This window comes from Streptomyces sp. NPDC059957, assembly GCF_042730015.1.
Lineage (GTDB): Bacteria > Actinomycetota > Actinomycetes > Streptomycetales > Streptomycetaceae > Streptomyces.
This window is the reverse complement of record NZ_JBHWMB010000027.1, coordinates 65987-91406: the sequence shown is the minus strand read 5'-3', so window position 1 is coordinate 91406 and position 25420 is coordinate 65987. Positions and strand designations below refer to the sequence as shown.

The window sequence follows — 25420 nt, the reverse complement described above, 5'->3', positions numbered from 1 at the left end:
CTCGGCCGTCTCTTTCGGATCCCGCGGGCTCGGCCGGCAAGATCCGGAAGAGACGGCCTGGGGCCTGTCGTCACATTCCCGTCGTCGCCCGAGGCAGACGGGAATTTGACGACAGGCCCTAGGCGCGTCCCGCCCGGGGAGGGCCCGGCGGGCTCATGCTCTGGGGGCGGCCGTGGCGGGCGCCAGTGGTCCGGTCGGCCGCCCGGCCGCCCAAGCGCGGCCGGCTGCCGCCTCGATCCGCAGGTGCAGACGTCCCCGGCGCATCCGTCCGGTGATCTCGTACAGCGCGTCGGCCACCAGCGCGTCGGTGAAGCAGAACCAGCCGAGTCGTTGCTTGTCCTCGTCGATCAGCCCCGCCGCGATCGCGCTGTCGAGCACCGCGAGCGCCGTGTCGATCTCGATCGACGCCACGTCGGCGACGACCTCGACGTCGAAGTGCCGGCCGGCGACGGCGGCCACGGCGAGCAGCTCGGCGGCGGGTTGCGGCAGCCGTGCGACGCGGTGCAGCACCACCTCGCGGACGGGGGCCGGCACCGGCGCCGTATCGGATCGGTCCGAGCGCTGCTCGCCCGCCAGCAGTTTGAGCATCTCGTGCAGGAGGACGGGGTTGCCGCCGGACCGGGCGCACAGGCCTTCGGCCGTGCGGCTGCTGACCTCGCTGCCGACGAGGGCGCCGGCCAGGGCCTGGGTGTCCCGGGGGGTGAGCCCCCGCAACTGGATCCGCGTCGGGTTCGCACCGGACAGTGCCGCCAGGGTCCCGGCCAGGACCGGCGTCTGGTCCGAGCGGTAGGACGCGATCAGCAGCAGCCGGCTGTCGGGTACGGACTCGGCCAGGTGCACCAGCATCCGCTGGGAGTCCGGGTCGGCCCGGTGCACGTGATCGAGCATCACCACGAGCGCTCCGGTGCCGGACAGACCGGTCAGGTGGCGGCCGATGGCATCCAGCAGCCGCGGGTCGACACCCATCGCGTCCATGCCGGACGTCGGCCGGGCGGATCTCTCCAGCAGCTCGGCCACCGTCCTGGGCGTCGGGCGGCCGGGGAAGGCGGCGTCGGCCGCGCGCAGTACCTGCTCCCACGGTGACAGCGGCGGTGCGGCGATGTGCTCGGCGCAGGTCCCCCACAGCACCGGGACACCGGACCGCTCGGCGAAGCGCCGCAGGAGGCTGGTCTTTCCGGCTCCCGGTTCCCCGGACACCGTCACCACCTGCCCGCGGCCGGCCTCCGCCGCGGCCAGTGCCTCGGTCAGCTGCCGGATCGCTGCCTCGCGGCCGACGAAGACGTCCTCGGCTGTGTCGTCCGCCGGCGGTGACATCACGGGGCCGTGCGGCGCGTGCGAGCCGGCGGCCCCGGCGGCCGCCCGCTGCGCGGGGAGGGCCGGGACGGCCGGGAGGTCCGGGAGGTCCGGGAGGTCCGGGAGGTCCGCGAGGTCGGGGAGGTCCGGGACGGTCGGGGCCGGTTGCCAGTCCAGAGCAGGGTCCTGGTTCAGGATCTGCTGCCTGATCTGCTGCAGCCGCAGGGTGGGATCGACGCCCAGCTCCTCGGACAGGCGCGCCTGGATGGTCCTGAGCACTTCCAGCGCGTCAGCCTGCCGGCCTGCCCGGTACAAGGCCAGGCTCAGCAGCTCGCAGCCGTACTCGCGCAGCGGGTTGGACTCGACGAAGGCCCTCAGCTCGGCCACGGCGACTTCGTGGGCACCCAGCGCCAGCAGCGCCTCGCACCGCATCTCGACGACGGACAGCCGCACCTCCTCGAGGCGCGCCACCTCCGGCACGACACACGGGACACCGCTGACCTCAGAGAAGGGCTGCCCACGCCACAGGGCCAGCCCCGCGTCGAACTCGTGGAGTGCCGCTCGCGGATCATCGCGGTCCCGCGCCTGCCTGCCCGCCTCGGCGTGCGCGCTGAACCTGTGCACGTCGACGTCGACGGCCCCGGCGTCCAGCACATAGCCCCGGGCGTACGTGCACAGGACCGTCGCCTGTGTTCTCGGCGCACGGCCCGGTTCCAGGACCTTGCGCAATTTGGCCACGTACGCCTGCAGCGATGTCATCGCCGACGGCGGCGGATTTCCTTCCCAGAGGGCCTCGAGAATGACGTCCGTGCTCACCGGCCGGCCGGCCTGGCTCACCAGCAGAGCGAGGAGCGTGCGCTGCTTGGGCGCCCCCAGATCCACCATCCGGCCGGATACCCACGCCTGAACCGGGCCCAGCGCATGGAATTGCGCCGTGGCATGCCGAGGGGCCCGTCCGCCTTCGAGTGATATCGCGGTCACCGTGCAGAGCCCGAAAGCTGCGAGGTTCCGACGAGCTGGGTGTTCGTCATGATGAGCCCTTCCGGATAACCGACCGTATACGGGCTTCCGTACAGCAGCGCAGGCCGGAAAGCGCTTTGTCGCCCGCTGCCCACCCCAGATCTAAGGGATCGTTGGCCGACGTTACGGACATCGGTTCAAGACTCGCTTGAGTATTCCTCGAAATGCACTCGGGTGTCTCTGATTCGTCTGGTCGGCTTCATGGTTCGGATGCTAATAAATAAAGGGTGCTTCAAGGCAATGGTGAAGAGAGGCTGATCATGAAGGCAGTGCGTTTCCATTCCTATGGTGATTCCGATGTTCTGGTCTACGAAGAGGCGGACCGTCCCCGGGCCGGTGCGGGCCAGGTCGTGCTGCGGGTCGCCGGCGCGGTGGTGAACCCCGTCGACGCCTCGCTGCGCGCGGGTTGGGTCAGGCAGGTGTTCGACCTGGCTCTGCCGCACGTGCCGTGCTACGACGTCGCCGGTGTCATCGACGAGGTCGGTGAGGGGGTGAGCGGCTGGAGCGTGGGCGACGCGGTGGTGGCCTGGCTGCCGATCGACGGGCCCGGCGCCGCAGCCGAGTACGCCGTGGCGCCCGCGAGCGTGCTGACGGCCGCCCCGCGCACGGGGGAGCTGGCCGACGCCGCGGCGCTGCCGTCCGTCGCGCTGACGGCCTGGCAGGCGCTGTTCGAGCACGCCGGCCTGACAGCTGGCCAGAGCATCCTCATCAACGGCGCCGGCGGCGCGGTGGGCGGGTACGCCGTCCAGCTCGCGGCGCAGGCCGGTGCGTCGGTGACCGCGACCGCCAGCGCCGGCAGCGCCGAGCGCGTGCGCTCCTACGGGGCCGAGCGGGTCGTCGACTACACCACGGCTCCGATTCAGGAGGCCCTGGCCGGCGAGCAGTTCGACGTCGTGCTGAACCTGGTGTTCCTCCCCGACCCGGCCGAGCTCGCGCGGCTGGTGGACCTGGTCGTCGACGGCGGCGCGTTCGCCAACACCGTTCCCCCGGGCCTGGCGCAGACCGAGCGCGGGGTGCGCAACGTGCAGGTCTTCGGACGCAGTGATGCGGGGCAGCTCGCCGAGCTGGTCGCCCGGGTGGACGCCGGTGATCTGAAGATCCACGTGGCCCAGCGGCGGCCGCTTTCCGACCTGCGGGCCGTTCACGACGAGCTCGGCGCCCAGAAGCTGCCGGGCAAGACCGTACTGATCCCCTGAACCGGTGGCTCGGCGAATGCCGCTGCCACGAGAACAAGGAGCTTTGTGCCCATGCCCTCGACGTTGGAATCAGACGCTGTCGCATCAACCCTGAGCGCCCTGCTGGCAGCGGAGGACAAGCAGGATCTGGCGGCCGAATGGGCCGCGGCCGGTGTGCCTCTGGGCGGTGACTTTCCCGCCGAGATGAGCGCCGCCGAGCTGGCGGAGCGCACGAAGGACATCATCATGTCCGTCTCCAGGGAGGGCGGGCGGCTGCTCTACCTGCTCACCAGGGCCGTCAAGGCGAAGAACGTCGTCGAGTTCGGGACCTCCTTCGGGATCTCGACGCTCTACCTGGCGTCCGCGGTGCGCGACAACGGCGGCGGCCAGGTGATCACGACCGAGCTGCAGCAGGACAAGGCAAAGGCGGCGAACGAGAACTTCGCCGCCGCCGGGCTCGCCGATCTCGTGGACCTGCGGCTCGGTGACGCCCGCGAGACGCTGCGGGAACTGCCCGGGCCGGTGGACCTGTTGCTGCTCGACGGATGGCTCGACCTGCGGCTGCCCATCCTGAAGGTCGTGGAGCCCCGGCTGCGGCCGGGCGCCCTGGTGGTGGTCGACGACGTCTCCCTCGACATCGGCCGCGGGGTGTACGAGGAGTTCCGCGCCTACATCGACGACCCGGCCAACGGGTTCCTGTCGATCACGCTCCCGATCCATCAGGGAGTCCAGCTGGCGCTCAAGCTGGGCTGACGCACGAGAAGCGGGCCGGTCGCGGCCACCGGGTCCTTCCCGGTGGCCGCGGCCGGCTCATGTGCGCCACTCGCCCGCGCTACTCGCCCGCGCTACTCGCCCGCCGCGATCACCATCCGGAGGCTGTCGTCGACGATGCGCTCGGCACGCTCCCCGGAGACGGCCCCGTCGATGTGGGTGAAGTTCCACGAGAGCCGGCCCTGGCTGGTGGACACCGAGGAGCCGAAGTAGCCGACCACCGAGATCCCGCCCACGAACTGCGCCCCGGACAGCTGCCAGTCGCCGAGCTCGGTGGGGAAGTCGAACCGGCCGATGTTGGACACGAAGAAGTTGAAGGGTCCGTGATCCTCGAAGTACCGGATGAAGCCCTCGCTGTCGGCGACGCCGGCCGGTCCCTGCGCGGCGAGCAGGCTGAAGACCTCGTACTGCTCGCCGAGCTTCTTGCGCCCGGTGAGGTCGTCCTTGATGAACCGGGCCATCGACCACAGGTCGTCGGGCTGATAGCTCACCACCGAGTGCAGCGCCGACACGAAGCAGCCGACCTCGTCCTCGGACACCACACGCTGAAGCTCGCTGCGCAGGGAGACCGGGGAGCCGACCGCGAAGCGCGCGGCCGGCGCGGCTCCCGCGTCGCGGGCCACGGCGCAGGCCATCGCCGCGGCCAGCACACCGTGCAGTGTGGCGCCTTCCCGCTTGCACGCGAGGGTGAGCCGGTCGAGCGTGTCGGCTGACAGGGACCGGTGCAGCATCCGCGTCCGCCGCTGGTCGAAGGGCACGAACCGCTCCGGGTCCAGCCGGCCCACCTTGCCGGCGGCCGCCTCGGCCTCGGCTCCGCCGGCCTCGGACCCGTCGGCCGCCTGCTCGCCGGACGGCGCCGACCCCACGCGGAAGCGCTCCGGGAAGAGGGCTTCGAACGGCTCCGGGAAGAGGTCGTTCGAGGCGGCGGCGGGGCCGGTCTCCGTCGGGGCGGCGGCAAGCCGTACCCACTGGCGCAGCAGGGACAGCGCGGTCGTCCCGTCCGCGATGACGTGCGGGACGGTGAGGATGAGGTCGTGGATCTGCTGCGGCCCGCTGATGACGACGGCGCGGGCCAGCGGGCCGGTCCGCCAGTCGAGGGGATCGGTCAGCTCGTGGCCGTCGACCTCGCCGGCCCATCGCGCGTCCTCGGAGCTGGGCAGGTACACCTCGCGCAGCGGGATCGGCCGGTTCGTGGGCACGAACTGCGGCCCGGCACCCGGCTGTTCGGACGATGCGTCGGCTATGGCGGTCCGCAGCTGAGGGTGGCGGTCCTGCAGCGCGCCGAGCGCGGTGCGCAGCCGCTCGACCGAGAGTTCCCCCTCGATGCGGACGCGGGCGCAGACGTTGAGCGTGGAGAGCTGATCGATGATCCAGTACCAGCGTTCACCCGGGCTCAACTCGCGCGAGACGGTTGCGCGCCCGGCGGTGTCTTCTTCCGTCAGGGCCTTCGATGCGTTCATGGCCGCCACTCCCCATCACTGTTCTCTTCGCACGTCCGATGCCACATCGGGTGGCCGCAGGAAGCTAGCAACGTGTCATCGCATATCGGTCGAGCGCCGGTCAGGTACGTCGTGCAGGCGGCTGAGCTGCGGTTTGTGGTCGGCGGTTAGTCGTTCCCAAGTGAACTCTGGTGGCATTTTCCTCCCGGCCTCAAGTCAGCCGGGATCCGGCTTCGAGTCAGCCGGGATCCGGCCTCAAGCCAGCCAGGAGGAACACCGCCATGACCGACACCACGATCGCTGGGAAACCGGGCCTGCTCTTTCCCATCGACCCGTCGGGCGCCGACCGTCATGGTGAGGCGGCCCTGATGCGCGACCTCGGCCCGGTCGTGCGGGCGGTGCTGCCCGGTGGCGTCCGCATGTGGGTGGTCACCGAATACGCGCTGCTGGCCGAGCTCACCGCCGACCCGAGGGTGGGGCGGGACTGGCGCACCTGGGAGGCCCTGCGCAAGGGCGAGATCCCCGACGACTGGCCGCTGCTCGGCATGATCCGGCTGAACAACATGATGGCCCGTGACGGTGACGAGCACCGGCGGCTGCGCCGGCCGCTGACCAGAGCGTTCACCCGCAACCGGGTCGAGCGCATGGGGCCGCGCATCGACCAGATCGTGGCCACGATGCTGGACGACCTGCCCCGCCATGCCGCGGCGGACGGCACGGTCGATCTGCGGCGGCACTACGCCTACCCGTTCCCCATGCAGGTGATATGCGAGCTGATAGGCATACCCGAAGCGTGGTGGTCCCGCTTCCGCGAGCTCATCGACTACGTCATACGCGCCGACACCACGCCCGAGCAGTTCATCGCCGGTCAGGAGGAGCGGCACGAGCTGTTCCAGCGCCTGTTCGCCATGCGGCGCGCCGAGCCGGCGGACGACCTGACCAGCGCGCTGCTCGCGGCCGGCGCCGAGGAGGGCGCGGAGGCGTTCACGGACGAGGAGCTCGAAGACACGCTGTGGACGCTGATCGGCGCCGGTCACGAGACCTCGATCAGCCTGATCGTCAACGCCACGCGCGCCCTGCTGACCCACCCGGAGCAGTTGGCGATGGTCCGCGACGGCGGCAGCGCCGTGTGGGGTGAGGTGGTCGAGGAGACCCTGCGCTGGGACTCCCCGGTGGGCAACTTCCCGGCCCGGTTCACGACCGAGGACATCACGGTGGCCGGCGTCACCATTCCCAAGGGGGACGCCATCCTCGCTCCCTGGAGCGGCGTCAACCGTGACCCGAAGCAGTACGGCGAGAGCGCCGACCAGTTCGACATCACGCGGCCGGTCAAGCGGCACCTGGCGTTCGGCAGCGGGCCGCACGTGTGCATCGGACCCGCCCTGGCCCGGTTCGAGGCGATGGCCGCGCTGCCTCCGCTGTTCGCCCGCTACCCCGAACTCCGGCTCGCCGTCGATCCCTCCGAACTGTCCCCGGTCCCGTCGATCTTCTCCAACTCCGTCACGGGCCTGCCCGTGTACCTCGGCCCGGAGAAGCGCTGAACCCGGCCCACGGCTCCCGCCACGACCGCCCCAGACCCGAAGGGAACGTTCCATGACCGCACAAGCCACACTCGCCCGATTCCGCGAGTACATGGTGGGACCCGCACGGTTCATGAACCTGCTGTCCTGCTTCGAACTCGGTCTCATCGACGCGCTCCGGGACAAGCCCGGCATGACCGCGGCCGAGCTCGGCGCCGTCGCCGGAGCCAAGCCCGACGCGATCGAGCAGCTCCTGAACCTGCCGGTCAAGGAGGGCTTCGTCGCACACGACGAGCAGGCCGGAACGTACTCCCTCGACGCACTCGCCGACGTGGAGGGCCCCGACCTCCAGCGGGTCCTCGACTTCATGGGCAAGATCAAGGCCACCACGCTGCGGCAGCTCTACTACCTCACCGAAAGCGTGCGGAGCGGAACCATCGTCGGGCTGAAGGAACTCTACGGATTCGACGGAGACCTGTACGGCGCGATGGCCGTGCACGCGGACCTGCGCGAGCCGTGGTCGAAGCTGATGGACTCGGTCACCGACCGCATCGACCCCTGGTTCTTCGACAACGTCGACATCCCGGCCGGCTCGCAGGTCCTCGACCTGGCGGGACACACCGGACTCGGCGCGATCCACACCCACAAGTTCAAGAGCTCGCCCGGACTTCGGGTGACCACCTTCGACCTGCCGGACAAGCGCGAGGACTGTTTGCGCAACTTTCGGGAGAACGGCGTGGACGACAGGTCGTCGTTCATCGGCGGCGACGTGTTCGAGGGCGTCCCCAAGGGCTTCGACGTCGTACTGATCAAGCACTTCCTGAACATGTTCGACAAGGACGACGTCCTCAAGATCCTGGGCAATCTCCACGCGTCCCTCGAGCCCGGCGCGCAGGTCCACATCCTGGTGCCGATCTACGCCGAGAACATCAAGGAATCCTGGAGCGTCGACTACTACCCCTCCTTCTTCCTCGGCTGCGCCACGGGTCAGGGCGGACCCCAGAAGATGTCGACGTTCGTGAGCTGGCTGGAAGAGGCGGGATTCACCGTCACCAGGGAGATCTCCCAGGACCCGGCCGACCTGCCGCCGGACGCACTGCCGCTGCAGGGAATTCTCAGCGCGACGAAGAACGGCTGACCACACGCTTCGGGCTCCGCGTCCACATCCATGGGAGGACCATGTCCAGCCGCCTGTTCACCTCGGAATCCGTGACCGAGGGGCATCCCGACAAGATCGCCGACCAGATCAGCGACACCATCCTCGACGCCCTGCTGAGCCAGGACCCCACCGCGCGCGTGGCCGTCGAAACCCTGATCACCACCGGCCAGGTGCACATCGCCGGAGAGGTGGCGACCTCCGCCTACGCGGACATCGCCGGCCTGGTCCGCGCGAAGATCCTCGACATCGGCTACGACTCCTCGAAGAAGGGCTTCGACGGCGCCTCGTGCGGTGTGTCGGTGTCCATCGGCGCGCAGTCCGCGGACATCGCGCAGGGCGTCGACAGCGCCTACGAGGACCGCGTCGAGGGCGTCGCCGGCGACGACGAACTCGCCCGCCAGGGCGCCGGCGACCAAGGCCTGATGTTCGGGTACGCGACCGACGAGACACCCAGCCTGATGCCCCTGCCGATCGAGCTCGCCCACCGCCTCTCACAGCGCCTGACACAGGTCCGCAAGGACGGCACCGTCCCCTACCTGCGTCCCGACGGCAAGACCCAGGTCACCATCGAGTACGACGGCGAGACCCCGGTCCGCCTGGACACGGTGGTGGTCTCCTCGCAGCACGCGGCGGACATCGACCTGGACTCGCTGCTCGGCCCCGACATCCGCACGTACGTCGTCGAGCACGTCCTCGCCCAGCTCGCGAGCGACGGCATCAAGCTCGACACCGACGGCTACCGCCTGCTCGTCAATCCGACCGGCCGCTTCGAGGTCGGCGGCCCGATGGGCGACGCCGGTCTGACCGGCCGCAAGATCATCATCGACACCTACGGCGGCATGGCCCGCCACGGTGGCGGCGCCTTCTCCGGCAAGGACCCCTCCAAAGTCGACCGTTCGGCCGCCTACGCGATGCGTTGGGTCGCCAAGAACGTGGTCGCCGCCGGTCTCGCCTCGCGCTGCGAGGTCCAGGTCGCGTACGCCATCGGCAAGGCCGAGCCCGTGGGCCTGTTCGTGGAGACCTTCGGCACGCACAAGGTCGACGTGGAAAAGATCGAGAACGCCATCGGCCAGGTCTTCGACCTGCGCCCGGCCGCGATCATCCGCGACCTCGACCTGCTGCGCCCGATCTACGCCCAGACCGCCGCCTACGGACACTTCGGCCGCGAGCTGCCGGACTTCACCTGGGAACGCACCGACCGCGTGGACGCCCTGCGCAAAGCCGTGGAAGCCGGCTGACGGCAATCTGCCGCCAGGACCTGGCGCGACACAAGCCAGTGGTGCGCTGCCTCCCCCGCAGCGCACCACTTTGACGACCGGAGGTACACGATGACGTCGCAGCAGGCAGACCGCGTGCTGATAGTGGGTGCCGGGATCGCGGGCATGTCGGCGACCATCGCCTTGCGACGCATCGGGGCGGAGGTCGACCTGGTCGACATCCAGCCCGACTGGGCGGTGGTCGGCGCGGGACTCACGATCACCGGGCCGACGCTGCGCGCGCTACGGCAGCTCGGTGTGCACGACGAGGTCGCCGCGCAGGGATACGTGGGCGAGGGCATCCGGGTGTGCGGGGTCGACGGCACGTACATCCGGGACATCCCGACGCCGATGCCGCCGGAGGCCGGTGTGCACGGCTCCGGCGGCATCGGCCGGCAGGTGCTCTACCGGATCCTCTCCGCGCAGGTCCTCAGCCGTGGAGTGAGCCCGCGCTTCGGCACGTCCGTCGCGAAGATCGAGCAGGATGCGGCCGGCGTCGACGTCACCTTCAGCGACGGCACGGAGGGCCGCTACGACATGGTGATAGGGGCGGACGGGATCTACTCGCGCACCCGCCGCCAGATCTTCCCCGGCGCCCCGGAACCGCAGTACACGGGCCAGAGCGTATGGCGCATGTTCGTTCCCCGACCGCCGCAGGTCGACCGCCGGCACTACTTTCTCGGCGGAGCGGTCAAGGTCGGCTGGACACCGGTCTCGGCGACGCAGATGTACATGTTCGTGGTGGAGCGGACGCCGCGCAGGTTCCGTGAACCCCACGAGCTGCCGGGCGCCCTGGCCGACCTGCTGGAGCCCTACGGCGGGCACGTCCAGGCGTTCCGGAAGTCGATCGGCGAGGACACCGAGATCGCCTACCGCCCGCTGGAGTCGTTCGACCTTCCCGGTCCGTGGCACCGCGGGCGGGTGATCCTCATCGGTGACGCCGCCCATCCCACCACGCCGCAGCTGGCCTCGGGCGCCGGCATCGCGGTCGAGGACGGGTTGGTGCTCGCCCAGGAACTCGCCCGCCACGGCGGGGTTGCCGCGACGTTCGAGGCGTACTCCGCCCGGCACGAGCAGCGGTGCCGGTTCGTCGTCGAGAGCTCCATCGAAATAGGCAGGCTCGAACAGGAACAGGCACCGCCGCAGGCCCAGACGACCATCGTGGAACGCGCGCTGACCAGGCTCATGCAACCGATCTGAGGCCGCCCGGGCCCGGCCGGAGGCGGTTCACCCGCCGCGCACCGCGCGACCGGCCGGCGCCCCGCAGCGCGGAAGCTCACCCCGAGAGGGCCGACCGGCTCGGATCGGCCCGGGGATAACTGCCCAGGACGAAGGCGGCGTGGTGTCGGGCGAGGGCGGCGACGACGACGCCGACAGGCGGGTCGTCCACGTGTCCCTCGCATTCCAGCAGGAAGGAATAGGTGCCCAGGCCGAGGCCGCCGGGCCTCGACAGCACGGCGGTCAGGGGTACGGAGGAGCGGGTGAACTCCTCGAGCACGGAGTGCAGTTCGTGCATCTTGTCGGCCAGCGGAACGACCAGGCTGGTGCGGTCGACGCCGGTGGGCAGGCCGCCCGCCACGGGCCGGGAGACCTTCACGAAGCGGGTCACGGCGTCCCGCCTGTCTCCGATGTCGAACGCGAGGACCTCCAGCCCGTAGCGCCGCAGTGTGTTCGGCGCGGCGATCGCGGCGCGATGGGGCGAGGCCGCGGTACCGACCTCCTGGGCGGCTTGTGCGGTGGAGGTCGAGGTGACCACCTCGGCCCGCGGCAGGTTGATGTTGAGCCAGGTGCGGCACTGCGCGTGCGCGACGGGATGCGTCAGTACCTGGCGGATGGAAGCGAGTGAGCCGGTAGGGGGAACGGCGAGCGCGAACTCCACCCGCAGGAGCGTCTCGGCGACGATCCACAGGTCCCTTCCGGTGGTGAGCGAGTCGACGGATTCGGTGACGGAGCCTTCGACCGAGTTCTCCCACGGGACGACGCCGGCCGACACCTCGCCGCTGCGAACGGCGTCGAGTGCCTGTCGGACCGTCGGGTACGGCACCGCCGCCTCGTGCGGTACGTCCAGCCCGCTCAGTGCTGCTTCGGTGAACGAGCCGGACGGGCCCAGGTAGGCGATGGACATCAGGGGATACCTCCGGTCTCGACCGGTCAGAGCTCGCTCCAGGCACCGGCGACGGCGACGGCCTGTCGGGGGTTGAGGCGCGGGTCGCACAGTGTGGTGTAGCGCGTGTGGACTTCGGCCCACTGGCCCTCGCTCCAGACGCACTCGGTCACATCGTCCGGCGTGGTCTCCAGGTGGAGACCGGCCGCGATCCCGCCGGCCGCACCGACCGCCTGCTGGAAGGCCACCACCTCTTCGATGACGGTCTGCACCGACCGGGTCTTCATCCCGGAGAGCGTCTTGATCGTGTTGCCGTGCATCGGGTCGCACAGCCAGGACACCGGATGCCCGGCCTCACGCACTGCGGCGACCAGCGCCGGCAGCCGTGCCGCGACCTGGTCGACGCCCATGCGTGCGATCAGGGTCAGGCGGCCGGGCTCCTTGCCCGGATCGAGCCTGGTGCACAGGTCCACCAGTTCCGCGGGGGACATGGTGGGGCCGACCTTGCAGGCGACGGGGTTGGCGACCTGGGCGAGCAGCCTGACGTGAGAGCCCTGCGGATCCCGGGTGCGTTCGCCGATCCAGGGCAGGTGGGTGGAGGACAGGTACCTCTGACCGCCGGCCGTGCGGCGCAGCAACGGCCGCTCGTAGTCCAGGACCAGCGCCTCGTGGCTGGTCCACACGGGTGCTCCGGTCGGAGGCATCCATGCACCGGTGCGCTGGCGCAGGAGCGTGGTGGCCTGGTCCGCCGCCGCGTAGCAGGAGAGCATGCGCTCGGGGTCGGCGCGCCGCTCCTCGGCCGTGGCGCCGGGTCCGTTGACCAGATGGCCGCGGTAGACCGGCAGTTCGCGCCCGTCGACGATCTCGGTGGGGGAGCTGCGCGGCTTGGCGAACTGCCCGGCTATGCGGCCGATCCGGATGACCGGCTTGCCGGTGTTGATCTTCATGACGCCTGCCAGCGCGTCGATCAGACCGATCTTGCGGTTCACCGCCTGCGGTCCGCACTCGGCAGGGTCCTCCGCGCAGTCCCCGGCCTGGATGACCTGGTAGGTGCCGACGGCCGCCTCGGCCATCAGCATGCGCAGCATCTGCACCTCCTCCCAGCCCACCAGGCCGGGCCGCGCGGCGAGCTCCGCGCGCACGTCGGCAGCGCGCCCCGGGTCCGCCCACACGGGCTGCTGTTCCGGAGCGGAGATCCGCCCCGGGGCGACGGCGGTGGCCGTCGCCGGCCGGAAGTCGCGGTCGCGAACGGGAGATGCGACAGGCATCGCGGACATGATCATGCTCCTTGGGGCAGAGGGGAGTCAGTTCCCCGGGGGCGGGGCACTCAGGTCGGGGCGCAGCGCCGCCGTGGCACCGAGGTACACGTGGTCCATGGCGTAGCGGGGTCGGGGGCTGTGCACGTGCGCCAGAATCCGGATGACGCGATGCAGGGAGCCGGGGACCGCGATCTCGGCGGTGCACAGCAGCGGTACATCGGTCAGGCCCAGCTTCCTGGCCGCGGCCGCCGGGAAGGCGGAGCGCAGGTCGTGGGTGGTGGTGAAGACGATGCTGATCAGGTCCGCATCGCCCAGCTCGTTGCGCCGCAGGATCTCGCCGAGGAGTTCGGTGGTGGCCTGTTCGATGAGTGCGGGGTCGTCGGAGGTGACCTGAGTGGCACCGCGCACGGCACGCACGGCGAGAGCGCCGGGCGCGATCGCCTGGCTGGTCGGGGTCGTCACTGGCTGGCTCCTGTGTCTGCCGGGAAAGGCCGGTGCGGCCGGGTGATCAGGCCGCCTGCCGGGTCAGCAGCTCGTGCAGGGAGGCGATGGTGCGCGCCTGCGGCAGTTCGTCCGGGGGCAGCGCCACCCGGAACTGCTTCTCCACCTGAGCGACGATCTCGATGACGTTGAGCGAGTCGGCCTGGTAGTGGTCGAAGAGGTCCGCGGTGTCGTCGACCTCCTCCGGATCCAGCATCAGGATCTCTGCCACGATCGCGCGGACCCTGGCGATCGAGTTGTCGGTGTCGTTCATCTGCCGTCCTTGTCTTGATGCGCTTACGGTGCGGTGGGGAGCAGGCTTGCGGAGGGGCGCGAGACGACGAGCATCGAGCCGACGGTCAGGACCGTTCGGCCGGCCGTCCGTGTCTCACCGGTGAACTCGCCGACCCCGCCGGAATGGTGGCCGAGCCGTACGTGGTGTTCCAGGACGTCGCCGGGCACTGCCGGCGCGGCGTAGACCAGGTCGCGGATGTTGACCATCAGCGGGACCTCGTCCGGCGGGCCGAGCTCGGCGAGCGACCACAGGAGGGAGACGGCCTGCCCGAACGATTCGAGCAGGAGCACCGACGGATAGGCGAAGCCGTCGATGCCGGCTCCCTGCGCCATGTCCCGGTAGCAGTCCTCCCCACCGGTGATCGCCTTGGTGGCGACGAGCGAGTCGGGCGGCGTGAACTCCCGCACCGTGTCGAGCAGAAGCATGGGAGGGCGCTGGCGCAGCCGGGCGCGCACCTGGCTGTGGTCAAGCATCGGCCACCACCACCGGTTCGAGCGTGACGGACAGCTCCGCCGCCATCTGGCCATCGCTGCGCGCGCCTCGAGCCCGCACCGAGACCCGGCTGTCCGTCCCGGCCGTCACCAGCAGGGACAGTTCCAGTTCGTCGCCCGGAAACAGCGGCCGGGCGAAGCGGGCGCGGTCGATGCTGCGCAGCCGCAGCTCCGCACCCAGAGCGGAACCGGCCGCCTGGCGCACACAGTCGATCAGGAGGACCCCCGGCATGATGGGGAACCCCGGATAGTGGCCGACCATCTGCGCGGTGGCCCGCTCCACGGGCACCCGCACCGTGACCCGGGTGCCCCGGGGACTCTGCTCGATCAGCGGCGGGCTGTGCAGCGCGTCGAACACCTTCGCTGTTCGCGACGAGGCAGGCACGGCGCTCCTCAGCCCAGGCCCGGCTCGGAGAGGAGTCGCTTGGCGAGCTCTTCCACGTACTCGGTGATCGTCACGTCGTGGTCGAGGTACGGGACCACCTCGCGCGTGGCCTCGTACAGCTTCCGGGTCGCGGGCGACAGGCCCTCCGTGCCCCGGATGTCGACGGCCTGGGCGGCGCAGAGCAGCTCGAAGGCGACCACGTAGGCGACGTTCTCCAAAACCTCCGCGGCGCGGCGGGCCGCGACGAAGCCGAAGGACACGATGTCCTGGAAGTCCCCCGTCGAAGTCAGCGACTGGATGGACATGGGCATGCACTTCGCCCGGGTCTCCGCGGTCAGCGAGGCGGTCATGAACTGGCCGCCCATCAGGCCCAGGCGCAGGCCCGGGTTCTCGTTGCACAGGAAGGCCGGGAGCCCCTCGCTGTTGCTCTTGTCGAGGAACCGGTCGATGCGGCGGTTGGACAGGTTCATCAGCGTGGTCAGCGCGATCGCCAGGTGGTCCATCGCCATGGCGACGTACTGCCCGTGGAAGTGGCCGTTGTGGAACACCTCGGCCTCGTCGGGGTCGATCAGGGGGTTGTCGTTGGACGAGTTGAGCTCGTCCTCGACGACCTTCGAGAGCGAGGCGAGGCTGTCCACGACCGGCCCGAGGATCTGCGGTGTGCACCGGACCGAGTAGGCGTCCTCGATGGACTGCGATCCCGCCTTCGCGGTGTCTCCCATCTCGCCCGACAGAAGGTGCTCGGTGTTGAGCTCGTCGACCGCCAGAGTGGACTCGGCCAGCGTCTCCCACAGGAACGTGGCGACCTCCTGCTGTCCCTTGTGCGGCTTGAGCGCGTGGACCCGCGGGTCGAACGGCTTGGTCTTGCCGGCGAGGCCCTCCACGGACAGCGCCGAGATCAGCAGGTACGTCTGCAGCAGCCGCCGGGCCTTCGCGATGTTGATGCTGCCCAGACCCACCATGCCGGAGGTGCCGTTGATCAGCGCCAGGCCCTCCTTGAAGCTGAGTTCCATCGGCTCGATGCCGACCCGTCGCAGTGCCTCGGCACCCGGGAGGACCTCGCCGTTCAGCCGGGCCTTCCACTGGCCGATGCAGACGAGGGCGATCGCGGCCAGCGGCCCGAGGTCGCCGCTGGTGCCCAGCGACCCCTTCTCCGGCACGCACGGTATGACGCCCGAGTTGCGTACCGCGATCAGCTTGTCCAGGTTCGTCAGGGAGATGGCCGAGTTGCCGCGGGACAGCGACACGATCCGGGACGTCATGATCGCGCGGACCGTGGTGTCGTCCAGGTGGTTGCCCACGTTGGTCGCCACGGCGTTGAGCAGGTTCTCCTGGAGCTGGCGGGCCATCGTGACCGGCACCAGGTAGTTGACGAACCCGCCCATGCTGGTGTTGACGCCGTAGATGACCCGCTTCTCCTCGACGAACTTCTCCAGCGTGCCGCGCGAAGCCTGAACGCGCGCGCGAACCGTGTCGTCGATGGCCACGGGCTCGGCCGAGACCGCGGTCGACTCGACGTCGGTGAGCCGCACTCGCTGGCCGATGGACAAGGTGAAAGTCACTTCTGGCTCCTAAGCGTTCGTTACGTGTCGTACAGGCGACGTCCCCTGGGGGGAGGCCAGCTTCTGTGTGAGCAAAGTGCGGTCGACCTTGCCGTTCTCGGTCAGGGGGAGCTCCGGCAAGGTGCGGATCGACCGGGGCACCATGTAGGCGGGCAGCTCCCGGGCGCAGAACGCGATCGCCGCACGGACGTCGAGGTCTTCGGGGCCGTCCAGGACGACGGCGGCCATCAGCACGTCGTCCCCCGGCCGCGGAACCAGGGTGGCCGCGGCCGCCGTCACGCCGGGAAGGCGGGTCAACGTGCCCTCGATCTCGCCCAGCTCCACCCGGTTCCCGCGGATCTGCACCTGGTAGTCGGACCGGCCCACGAAGGAGAGGTCGCCCTCCGGGCCCAGGCGGGCCAGGTCGCCGGTGCGGAGCACCTTCTGCCCGTGGCGCGGCTCGACCGGGTCGGGCACCAGCACCGAGGCCGTGGCCTCGGGGTCGTTCCAGTAGCCGGTGAACAGCGCCGGGCTGCGCAGGTAGATCTCCCCGATCCCGCCCGGCTCGGTGACCACCTCGCCCCGCTGGTCCACGAGGGTCATCTCGGCGCCGGCGTGTGCGTGGCCGATCGACAGCCGCTCCAGCTCGGCGGGCAGTGGATTGGGAACGTCGGTGAACGAGGCCGCCATCGACTCCGTCGCCCCGTAGCCGTTGACGACACGGATGCCGGGAAGCGTCTCCTGCAGCCGACGGAGTTCGGGGAGCGGGAACTCCTCTCCCGCGAAGACGACCGAGCGCAGCCGCTCCAGCTCCTTGAGCAGGTCCGGGTCGTGGCGCAGGACCGGCCGCCACAGCGACGGAACACCGTGCACCTGGGTGGCTTCGGCATCGCGCAGGAAGCCGATCATGCGCCGCGGCGAGCCGAGGTCCTCCCGGCGGACCGGAACCAGCGTGGCGCCGCTGCTGAGGGCCACACCGATCCCGAACAGCGCGAAGTCGAACTGCAGCGGCGAGGTGGTGGCCACCCGGTCGTCGTCCGCGGCCAGTCCGTCCTCCAGCATCGCGCGCAGGAACGTCACGATCGACCGGTGGCTCATCACCACGCCCTTGGGACGGCCGGTCGAGCCGGAGGTGAAGACGATGTACGCGGTGTCGGTGGCCAGCACGCTGCGCCGGCGGCGCACGCGCCGAGCCGGCGCGTGCTCCACCACCAGGCCGCCCGCACCGAAGTGCGCGCTGCCCTCGGCTTCCACCAGCTCCCTGCGCGCGAGGCCGTCGGCCCGGGCGTGGAGCGCGGGCTCGACCGAACGCACGATCGACAGCAGGCGGGTGTCCGGAGTCTGCGGGCTCACCGTCACGAACGGCAGGCCGAGCATGGAGCAGGCGAGCAGCATGGCCACCGCCGGCGCCGAGGTGTCCGCCTCGATCACCACGCGGTCACCGACATCGAGGCCGAGGCCGTCCAGAACGGCCGCGTATTGCCGGGTCAGGAGGTCGAGGCTGCGGTAGGAGGTCTCGTGGAGACCTCCGCTCCCGTCCGCCTCCACCACCGCGGGCTTGTCCGGCGTGATCGCCGCGGGCCCCATGAGCAGCCCATAGAGGTTGTCCGCCGAAGGACGCGGGCGTTCCATTACGTCTCCCTGGTCAGTTGAGTAACGGCGGCGAGCTGAGCCGCCGGTGCCGCCGTGTCGCTTCGGGGCCTTGGGAGCAAGGGTGGGACACCGCGATGGGCGTGGGACTGGAGCGCGTCTTGAGCGGCGGTGTAAAGGCAGGTCGGCGCCCCGGTACGAACGGCCGCGCGAACAGATCGAGCCTCCGCGCCGACCGCCGGCCGCGCACCGGTGGCGCGCGCTCCAGCCGGGTGCGAGGGGCAGACGAGGGCAGCGTCCTAGCGTCCACCACATCGAACCGGCCAAAGTCTGAAGGAGCCCGCATGTCCTCCGAGCACGAGTTCAAGCTGCCCGGCGCGGATCTTCCCGCGCCCGACGCCGACCTGCGCAAGAAGCGCGAGGCCGTCGTCGCGGAACACACCATCGCCGAGGGCGCCTGGGACATCGACGGCGTGCTCGCCACGTTCCCGCGCGGCGGCGTCTACCGGGTCATGGCGTACCCGGAGAGCCCGTTCATCGGTGAAGAGGCCATCAAGACGGGCTACTTCGCCGAGCTGCAGAGGGCCTTCCCGAACCCCGAGCACGACCTGTTCCACGTGCACCACACGCCGACCGCGGTGATCCTCGAGGCGCAGATGCGCGCCAAGCAGGAGGCGGACTGGCGCGGCATACCCAACCTCGGCAAGACCGTCGAGGCCCCCGTCGCCGTCTTCTTCCACTTCGACGGCGATGTCCTGATCGACGAGACCCTCTACTTCGACATGGCCACCTTCGCCCGCCAGCTCGGGGCCTGAGTCCGCAGAGCCGGGGCGCACCGATCAGGGCACCCCGGCAGCCGGCCCACTCCACCGCCGACCGACAAGGACCACCACCCATGAGCGTGTCCAGGACGGACCGGAAGGCACCGTCGCAGACCCACTCGGCCGGCGTGCGCCCGATCCTCCTCGATGTCGCAGGCCTCACCCTGTCGGGTCTGCTGGCCGAGCCGGCCGACCGCCCGCCCCGGGCGACCGTCGTCGCCGTCCACGGCGGCGGCATGCGCGCGGGCTACTTCGACGGCCAGGCCCACGCGGACCTGTCCCTGCTCGCACTGGGCGCCCGGCTCGGCTTCACGGTGCTGGCCCTCGACCGGCCCGGCTACGGCCGGTCCGCGGAGCAGGTGCCCGACGGCCTGACCCTCGAGGAACAGTCCGACGTCCTGGCCGGGGCGCTCGACGCCTTCGCCGAGGGGCACACCGTCGGCAGGGGCTTCCTCCTGCTGGCCCATTCCTACGGCGGCAAACTCGCCCTCACGACCATCGCGCGCACCCCCGGCCTGCTCGCCCTCGACGCCTCGGGCATCGGTCACCGCTACGGCATCGAGCCGTCCGAACGCCGGCGCCTGCGCCGCCACCTGGAGATGGAGCGCAACTGGGGCCCGCTCGGGCTCTACCCGTCGGGTACGTTCCGTGCGGCCGAGGCCCTGGTCGCCCCCATTCCCGACCGCGAGGCCGCCGAGGTGCCCCTGTGGCCGGACATGTTCGACGAGCTGGCGCCGCGGATCGACATCCCGCTGCGGCTGACGTTCGCCGAGCACGAGGGCTGGTGGCTGCACGAGGAGCAGGATCTCGCCGATCTGACCTCCCGGCTGGCCAAGGCACCCGTAGTCCGGGTCGAGCGCCAGCCCGGCGCGGGGCACAACATCAGCCTCGGCATGGCCGCCCGCAGCTACCATCTGCGCGCGTTGGCCTTCTTCGAGGAGTGCCTGCAATCCGCCGAGGACGACCTGGCAGACGTACGTCCCCCCAGGGCCCGGGACAAGTCCGCCGCCTAGGGCGGCCACCGGCGTCGATGCGGCATCCCCTCGCCGCTCCGTCCGCACCGGGGCGCTGGCCTGCCGGTACATCGCCACTCAAGACGCACTCAAGTCCCACGCCCATCGCGGTGTCGCACGGTTGGCCCCGAGGCCCCGAAGCGGCACCGGCGACTTCGCTCGTCGCCGTCACTCAACGGACAAGGGAGACGTCATGGCGAGGCTCTTGAGGCGCGCCCGATTCGCGATCGTCAGATTCACCGCTCGGCTTTGAGGACGCGTGGGCGCGGCCAACGCCCCATGATTTCCTCACGTATTCGGTGTGAGTCCATCGCTGCTGGATACCCGGCACGCACATTCATACTGGAGGGCGAACGAATCCGCGGGGGATGAGCCGGCCGTTCGGTCGGCTCCTGTCAGCCCGAGGAGGTGTGCTGTTCGTGATTCCACCCCTGGAAGACCCGCCCCTACGCTTGCATCACTTGTGGTCCCTGCGCGAGGACACCGCGGTCGGGTGGGACGAGGAGGGCCAGGCGCTGGTGCTCAGCGGCCCGCAGGGCACCGAGCGGATCGAGGCCCCCACGACCGTCGTCGCCGAGGCGCTGCACCGCATGGAACTGGGCCCCATCCGGCTCGCGAACCTGCTGCAGCCCAAGGACGAAGCGACCCCCGGGCAGGACAGCTACACGGTGGTGCTGTCGGTGCTCCGCGAGATCTCCCACCTGGTGATCAGAACGCTGTCCCTGGAAGACCTCAAGGGCCCGGTGCTGTCCGTGGTGCCGGCGGGCCGGACCGCCCGTTTCGCCATGGCCCGGGTGCCCGCGCAGCGCCGGGTGGGGCTACGGCCCAACGTGACGATCACGGTGCAGGACAACGCGTTCCTGCTGGAGTGCGGCGGCCTGGAACACCGGGTGGAGATCCACCGTCCCGAGGCGATGTGGGTGGTGTCCCTGCTGGCCTGGCCCATGACACCGGAAGCACTGGTCGAAGTGGCCCCGCTGCCCGCCGAACTGACGCTGTCGATCCTCGGTCACCTGGCGGGTGCCGGCATGACGGTGCCCGTAGGCTGACCGGTCACATCGGACCGGTCACACCGGACCGGTCACACCAGCCAGCCCGAGTCACGGGCGATACGGATGGCGTCGACCCGGTTGCGCGCGTTCAGCTTGGCCACGACCGTGGTGAGGTAGTTGCGTACCGTGCCCACCGAAAGGTGCAGTTGCGCGGCCATCTCCTGGGGCTCCGAGCCCTGCGCGGCCATCTGGAGCACCTCGGTCTCGCGTATCGTCAGCGGGCTCTCGCTGCCACCCCAGGCGGCCAGGGCCAGTTGCGGGTCGATCACCCGCTGACCGGCGACGACCCGGCGCACGGCCTGGGCGAGATCGCTGGGCGGCGCGTCCTTGAGAAGGAAACCCGAGACGTGCGCGGACATCGCCCGGCGCAGCGTGCCGGGGCGGCCGAGGCTGGTGAGGATCAGCGTCCGGCACTCGGGCAGACGCTCGTGCAGGAGCTCGGCCGCGCTGATCCCGTCAAGACCGGGCAGGTCGATGTCGATGATGGCCACGTCCGGCCGGTGCTCGCGCGCCTGGCTCAGGATCTGGTCGCCCCGCTCGAGCTCGGCGACCACCTCCAGGTCGTCCTCCAGGTTGAGCAGAGCCACCAGTGCGCCGCGGACCATGTGCATGTCTTCGGCCAGGAGGATCCGGATCATCGTCGCCGTCCACCGTTCTTTCCCATACGAGAATCTTGCTGGATCCTGCCCACCCGCGCCTCCGCCGTAGGAGATTCGCCAACGGGAGAGCCGGCCAGGACTGCTTACGCTACGTCGTCTATCCGGCCGTAGGGCTGCTCTTTCCCCATGATCACGGTTTGGTGCGGATCGTCCGATCGCACTTCCCGGACCGGTGCCTCGGCCGTGAGCCGGAACAGGTCCGTGTCGGAAGCGTCGGGGAGGCGTTGTGCGATCAGCAGGCCACCGATGTCCTCCAGCCGTCGTTCGAGGTTGCCCAGGCCGTTGCCGCTGTGCGGCGCGCGGAGGTGGGAGCCCAGCACCAGGCCGTCGTTGACGATGGCGAGGCGGACGACGCCGTCCTCGATGCGGGCGGAGATCCAGCAGCGCGAGGCCTTGGAGTGCCGCAGCAGATTGGTCACGCCCTCGCGCAGCACCGTGGCCAGCACGGTGGACGTCATCGGCCCCAGGCCCTCGATGGCGTCCTCGGTGTCGACGGTGACCTCGACGTCGGCGGCGGCCAGTACCGATTCCGCGGAGGTGAGCTCGGAACTGAGCGACATCTCCCGGTACCCGCTCGCGACCCGGCGCACATCGGCCAGGGCCTGGCGGGAGATGCCGAGCACCTCGTCGACCTCGTCGCAGGCCCGGTGCGGATTGGTCGGGATGAGACGGCGTATCAGCTCGCTCTTCAGGGTCACGGCGGACAGGCTGTACCCGAGCAGGTCGTGCAGATCTCTGGAGAACCGCAACTGCTCGTTGCTGACGGCCAGCCGGGCCAGATCGGCGCGGGCCTTGTGCAACTGGTCGACCAGGCTGGTCAGGCGGCTCAGGCCGTACACGACCAGACCCGTGAGCGAGGTCGTCTGGGCCAGGTAGACGATGTCGACGACGCTCCGGTCGTACAGGACCCCGGTGATGACCATGCTGAACGCCGTCAGCCCGTACAGCGTCCAGCCCGCCGCGGGGCGCAGGAGGAGCAGGAGCGAGCCGGCGAAGAAGCCGGCCATGGCACCCCAGTACACCCCGAACCAGAGCAGCGGCAGATAGGACAGGACGCCTTGGGCGCCCAGGGTGAGGACCTTGGTGCGCATCCGGGCAGTGGAGGCACCGGGTGCCGAGTGCACGAGTTGCAGCAGGAACACCAGCACCAGGCAGATCACGGCGCGGGTCAGGTCGTACGCGCCGAGGGACAGGGAAAGGATGTTGAGGAAGGTGATGCCCAGATAACAGCCCAGCGCGGCCAGCAGAACGCCCCGGGCGGTCCTGGTGGCCACGCTGCCGTAGTCCTGCGAGTGGTTGACGTGCGAGGGGGATCTGTCCGGACCGGTGCCGTCCATCTCTCGTCTCCCGGTTTTCTTCGTTGATGACGATTCGAACAACCGGCAGTCATTCTAGGCAGGTTGGCCGATGTCCGGTGGTCATCCCCGGGACCGGATGCATGCCCGTTCCATCGCCGTCGCCGATGGCTTCGGCGCAGGCCGGGAGGGGACGGCCGATCCACCGGACGCCCTCCGAGGGGGCCGTCGTCACGTCGCCTGTGGGGAGGCTGGGAAACCTGTGGGGGAAGGCCTCCTGGCTGGATCTGTCCTCCCCGCCGCCTGCCGGGGAGCGGTCGACCGCCGCACGCGGTCGCCGCGTCACACGAACAGCGGGATCGGGTTGAGCTGCTCGTACGGGGTGGGCGCGGTCAGGCGTCCGAGGGTGACGGGCACGTCGAACAGCCGGCCCGGCCCGTACCGGGTCCAGAAGTGCCGGAGCCCCGGCACGATCACCTTGACCACCGGCAGTCCGATGTCCGGCCGGGTCTGGTCGAGGGCGAGCAGCTCCAGGCCCTTGGCGGCGAGCAGGTCGGTGATGGCCGTGACGTCGTCGAGCAGGTCGTTGCGCACCACGTAGTTCCAGTGGCCGGGAGTGCGGGGCCGGACGGTCGGGTCCGGCGTCAGGTAGGGCTGGTTGGCCACCGTCGCCTGCCGCCACCAGCGCACCGGGAGAGGATCCGTGATGCCGTATCCGCCGCCGGGGCGGTCCCTGTTCACGGCCGGCAGCAGCTGACCCGTCTCGGTGAGCGCACGTCGCAGTGCGACGGCCGGGTCGAAGTGCGCGCCGAAGCCGAAGACGATGTCCTCGCTGGGGCCGTGCGTACGCCGGGACAGTGCCACGATCGCGGGAATGCCGAGGTCCGAGGTGAGGTCGAGAGCCCACAGCTCCCGGCCCAGTTTCTGGTGTCCCTCGCGGATCCGCGCTATGTAGGGCTCGTGGAAGGAGTCCAGGTCTATCGCGGGCTGCCGGGTGCGGTTGTACCACCACAGCGCGACGGCGTCCCGTTCCACCAGTTCCATGAAGCCCTGCAGCAGGGCGTCCTCCAGGCTGCTGCCGGCCGCGTTGCCGTTGGAGTCGGCGTACGGTCCCGACTCACCGGGGGTGGAGGAGAAGTAGAGCATCGAGGTGGGCAGCAGCCGCTGGCGCTGCTCGGTCAGGGACCACACGGGCGTCCACTCCACCGGCCGGTTCTCGTCGAAGGGCTTGGGCACGTGGTGGAAGGGCGAGCCCGAGCGGTTCCAGCGGTCCCGGTCGCGGAACTGCTGGTCCGCGTACAGCTGGCAGGCGTTGGGATGCAGGCCCTGGTCGCCGAGGGCGCGCAGGGTGTCCACCACGGTCGGCTCGTCGCCGTGCCGGGTGCCGCAGTAGCGCTCCACCGCCTCGCACAACGCGCTGGTACGGGCCTCCGTGTCGGTCAGGCCCTTGCCGCCGCTCTGCGAGCGCAGCCCGGCCGGACCGCGGTCCCGCATCGCCAGGTTGTACCCCGACACGTACGTGGTCGCGAAGTCCGGCGCGCCGGGGGAGGGTTCGAGGTGCGGAATGATCCCGGTGATCGGGCTCACCAGGTGGGCGTGCCGCTTGAGCAGCTGATCGGGGCTGAGCGCCCGGTGGTCGCCGCCGCCGTGCCCCGCCTTGGTCCGCGACACCGGGACGATCGGAGCGAGCACGCGCCGGCTCATCAGGCCGGGTTCGCCGCAGGAGGGGCACTGGGGGATCCGGGACACGGTGTGGACGCGGGTGCGCAGGTTGAGGGTGTCGACCGTGCGCACGGAGCCCTGGTCGGCGTAGCGCAGCCCGGCCAGCCACTTGGCTGCCTCCAGGACCGCACTCTGAGCGGCCATGACGCGCCCTGCGGAAAGCGAGGCGATCGGCCGTAAGAGAGGGCGGTCCAGTCCTAAGGCCTCCTGGAGCGGTCCGTCGTACCCGCGGTGCTGCTCCAGCCGGTAGGCCAGGCAGGACCAGCAAGGTCCCTCGTCGGGACGGAAGAACGGGCCGATCCAGGGTTCGTAGCCGCACAGCCGGGTGAGCAGCCACGGCCTTCCCGCCGCCCGGTGCTCCGCGTCGACCCGCTCCAGCTCGGGGGAGAGGTAGTCGTCGCACAGGACGAGCGTGAGGTCCGTGTCCGAGTCGGTCACGCTGAGGCCGGACTCCACGCTCGCCGCGAGCACCGGCCCGGGGTCGACGCCGCCGAGCGGCAGGACCCGGAGCCGGGAGCAGGTCAGCCCCGCCGCGGCCCGGGCGCCGTCCAGGCCGGCCAGGTCCCAGTACGCCTCGGCGACCGGGTCGGTGTCCCTCGCCGACCGGGCGGGATTGTCGAAGCGCAGGAGCCCGGCTTCGCTGAGCAGGCGCAGACCGTCCTCGGCCTCCTCGGCGGTGAGGGCCGGCGCTGCGGCGTGCAGGATCTGGGCGAGCGACCGGGTGCCGTCGAGCAGCGGAACCAGCACATCGGCGAGGAGACCGTGCAGGGTGGTCACGCCCTGGCGGGAGACCAGATACGTCGCCTCGTTGGGGACGGTCGCCGGGCGCAGGTGGTGCCTGAAGCCCACAAGAGTCGAGCTGTCCCGCAGGGCGGCCGGTCCGGACTTCCGGGGGACGGAGGACTCAGAGGTCATATCCAGGCCCCCGCGACTGCATCGCCGTCGACGGCCACGGGGGCCGAGATGGGGGCGAAGCTCGCGGGGGGCGGTCCTGCGCACAGGCTGAAGAACGCGACGTTCGGCGCCGCGGGCACCGGAGTCGCACAGAGGCTGAACAGAGCGGGTGATCCGAAGGAGCTG

The 25420-nt window shown here is 70.5% G+C and carries 22 protein-coding genes; 9 read left to right on the top strand and 13 right to left on the bottom strand.

Features of this window, described 5'->3' with window-relative positions:
• Nucleotides 1-153: 153 nt before the first annotated feature.
• Complete coding sequence (locus tag ACFWBW_RS19835) at nt 154-2178, bottom strand: BTAD domain-containing putative transcriptional regulator (protein WP_385374156.1); 2025 nt, start codon at nt 2176-2178, stop codon at nt 154-156.
• A gap of 395 nt (nt 2179-2573) precedes the next feature.
• Here ACFWBW_RS19835 and ACFWBW_RS19830 point away from each other — a divergent pair, with 395 nt between their 5' ends.
• Together ACFWBW_RS19830 and ACFWBW_RS19825 are read left to right on the top strand one after the other, a co-directional pair.
• Nucleotides 2574-3509, top strand: coding sequence for an NADP-dependent oxidoreductase (locus tag ACFWBW_RS19830; RefSeq protein WP_385374153.1), 936 nt, complete (start codon nt 2574-2576; stop codon nt 3507-3509).
• Nucleotides 3510-3560: 51 nt separating this feature from the next.
• The gene (locus tag ACFWBW_RS19825; protein WP_385374151.1) at nt 3561-4241 is read left to right on the top strand and encodes an O-methyltransferase; all 681 of its coding nucleotides are present in this window, start codon (nt 3561-3563) and stop codon (nt 4239-4241) included.
• A gap of 92 nt (nt 4242-4333) precedes the next feature.
• Here the strand turns inward: ACFWBW_RS19825 and ACFWBW_RS19820 are convergent, their stop codons facing one another.
• Nucleotides 4334-5719, bottom strand: a complete 1386-nt coding sequence (locus ACFWBW_RS19820; protein WP_385374149.1) for a condensation domain-containing protein — start codon at nt 5717-5719, stop codon at nt 4334-4336.
• Nucleotides 5720-5979: 260 nt separating this feature from the next.
• Here ACFWBW_RS19820 and ACFWBW_RS19815 point away from each other — a divergent pair, with 260 nt between their 5' ends.
• The 4 genes from ACFWBW_RS19815 to ACFWBW_RS19800 all read left to right on the top strand — a co-directional run bounded on the left by ACFWBW_RS19815 (nt 5980) and on the right by ACFWBW_RS19800 (nt 10833).
• Nucleotides 5980-7239, top strand: coding sequence for a cytochrome P450 (locus ACFWBW_RS19815; RefSeq protein ID WP_385374147.1), 1260 nt, complete (start codon nt 5980-5982; stop codon nt 7237-7239).
• 52 nt (nt 7240-7291) lie between these two features.
• Complete coding sequence (locus ACFWBW_RS19810; protein WP_385374145.1) at nt 7292-8356, top strand: methyltransferase; 1065 nt, start codon at nt 7292-7294, stop codon at nt 8354-8356.
• A 41-nt stretch (nt 8357-8397) separates the two neighbouring features.
• Complete coding sequence (gene metK, locus ACFWBW_RS19805; protein WP_385374143.1) at nt 8398-9615, top strand: methionine adenosyltransferase; 1218 nt, start codon at nt 8398-8400, stop codon at nt 9613-9615.
• Nucleotides 9616-9705: 90 nt separating this feature from the next.
• Nucleotides 9706-10833, top strand: coding sequence for an FAD-dependent oxidoreductase (locus ACFWBW_RS19800; protein ID WP_385374141.1), 1128 nt, complete (start codon nt 9706-9708; stop codon nt 10831-10833).
• Nucleotides 10834-10909: 76 nt separating this feature from the next.
• Here ACFWBW_RS19800 and pheA read toward each other — a convergent pair whose 3' ends face one another.
• From pheA to ACFWBW_RS19760, 8 genes are read right to left on the bottom strand one after another with little or no spacing between them, the layout of a single operon-like run.
• Nucleotides 10910-11758, bottom strand: coding sequence for a prephenate dehydratase (pheA, locus tag ACFWBW_RS19795; protein ID WP_385374139.1), 849 nt, complete (start codon nt 11756-11758; stop codon nt 10910-10912).
• A gap of 26 nt (nt 11759-11784) precedes the next feature.
• Nucleotides 11785-13005 (bottom strand): 3-deoxy-7-phosphoheptulonate synthase, encoded by a 1221-nt coding sequence (locus ACFWBW_RS19790; protein WP_385374191.1) that lies wholly within the window; start codon nt 13003-13005, stop codon nt 11785-11787.
• A gap of 36 nt (nt 13006-13041) precedes the next feature.
• Complete coding sequence (gene aroH / locus ACFWBW_RS19785; protein WP_385374137.1) at nt 13042-13458, bottom strand: chorismate mutase; 417 nt, start codon at nt 13456-13458, stop codon at nt 13042-13044.
• 46 nt (nt 13459-13504) lie between these two features.
• The gene (locus tag ACFWBW_RS19780; protein ID WP_385374135.1) at nt 13505-13750 is read right to left on the bottom strand and encodes an acyl carrier protein; all 246 of its coding nucleotides are present in this window, start codon (nt 13748-13750) and stop codon (nt 13505-13507) included.
• 23 nt (nt 13751-13773) lie between these two features.
• Entirely contained in the window at nt 13774-14244 is a 471-nt protein-coding gene (locus tag ACFWBW_RS19775; RefSeq protein WP_385374133.1) for a 3-hydroxyacyl-ACP dehydratase FabZ family protein, read from the bottom strand.
• A complete protein-coding gene (locus ACFWBW_RS19770; protein WP_385374131.1) occupies nt 14237-14647 on the bottom strand; it encodes a 3-hydroxyacyl-ACP dehydratase FabZ family protein in 411 nt (136 codons plus the stop codon). Before ACFWBW_RS19770 ends, ACFWBW_RS19775 begins: the two co-directional genes overlap by 8 nt.
• A gap of 8 nt (nt 14648-14655) precedes the next feature.
• Nucleotides 14656-16209: a phenylalanine aminomutase (D-beta-phenylalanine forming) gene (locus tag ACFWBW_RS19765; protein WP_385374129.1), complete on the bottom strand. Its 1554-nt coding sequence runs from the start codon at nt 16207-16209 to the stop codon at nt 14656-14658.
• Between the two features lie 9 nt (nt 16210-16218).
• Entirely contained in the window at nt 16219-17820 is a 1602-nt protein-coding gene (locus tag ACFWBW_RS19760; RefSeq protein ID WP_385374127.1) for an AMP-binding protein, read from the bottom strand.
• A 302-nt stretch (nt 17821-18122) separates the two neighbouring features.
• Here ACFWBW_RS19760 and ACFWBW_RS19755 point away from each other — a divergent pair, with 302 nt between their 5' ends.
• The 3 genes from ACFWBW_RS19755 (at nt 18123) to ACFWBW_RS19745 (ending at nt 20661) form a co-directional block, all read left to right on the top strand.
• Nucleotides 18123-18593, top strand: coding sequence for a nuclear transport factor 2 family protein (locus tag ACFWBW_RS19755; RefSeq protein WP_385374125.1), 471 nt, complete (start codon nt 18123-18125; stop codon nt 18591-18593).
• Nucleotides 18594-18673: 80 nt separating this feature from the next.
• Nucleotides 18674-19612, top strand: a complete 939-nt coding sequence (locus ACFWBW_RS19750) for an alpha/beta hydrolase family protein (protein WP_385374124.1) — start codon at nt 18674-18676, stop codon at nt 19610-19612.
• 461 nt (nt 19613-20073) lie between these two features.
• Nucleotides 20074-20661: a hypothetical protein gene (locus tag ACFWBW_RS19745; RefSeq protein WP_385374122.1), complete on the top strand. Its 588-nt coding sequence runs from the start codon at nt 20074-20076 to the stop codon at nt 20659-20661.
• Nucleotides 20662-20693: 32 nt separating this feature from the next.
• Here ACFWBW_RS19745 and ACFWBW_RS19740 read toward each other — a convergent pair whose 3' ends face one another.
• From ACFWBW_RS19740 to ACFWBW_RS19730, 3 genes are all read right to left on the bottom strand, one after another.
• Nucleotides 20694-21302, bottom strand: coding sequence for a response regulator transcription factor (locus ACFWBW_RS19740; protein ID WP_385374120.1), 609 nt, complete (start codon nt 21300-21302; stop codon nt 20694-20696).
• 104 nt (nt 21303-21406) lie between these two features.
• Nucleotides 21407-22660 carry a sensor histidine kinase gene (locus ACFWBW_RS19735; protein ID WP_385374118.1) on the bottom strand — a complete coding sequence of 418 codons (1254 nt, stop codon included), beginning with the start codon at nt 22658-22660 and terminating at the stop codon, nt 21407-21409.
• A gap of 300 nt (nt 22661-22960) precedes the next feature.
• A complete protein-coding gene (locus tag ACFWBW_RS19730; RefSeq protein WP_385374116.1) occupies nt 22961-25255 on the bottom strand; it encodes a TOMM precursor leader peptide-binding protein in 2295 nt (764 codons plus the stop codon).
• Between the last annotated feature and the right edge of the window lie 165 nt (nt 25256-25420).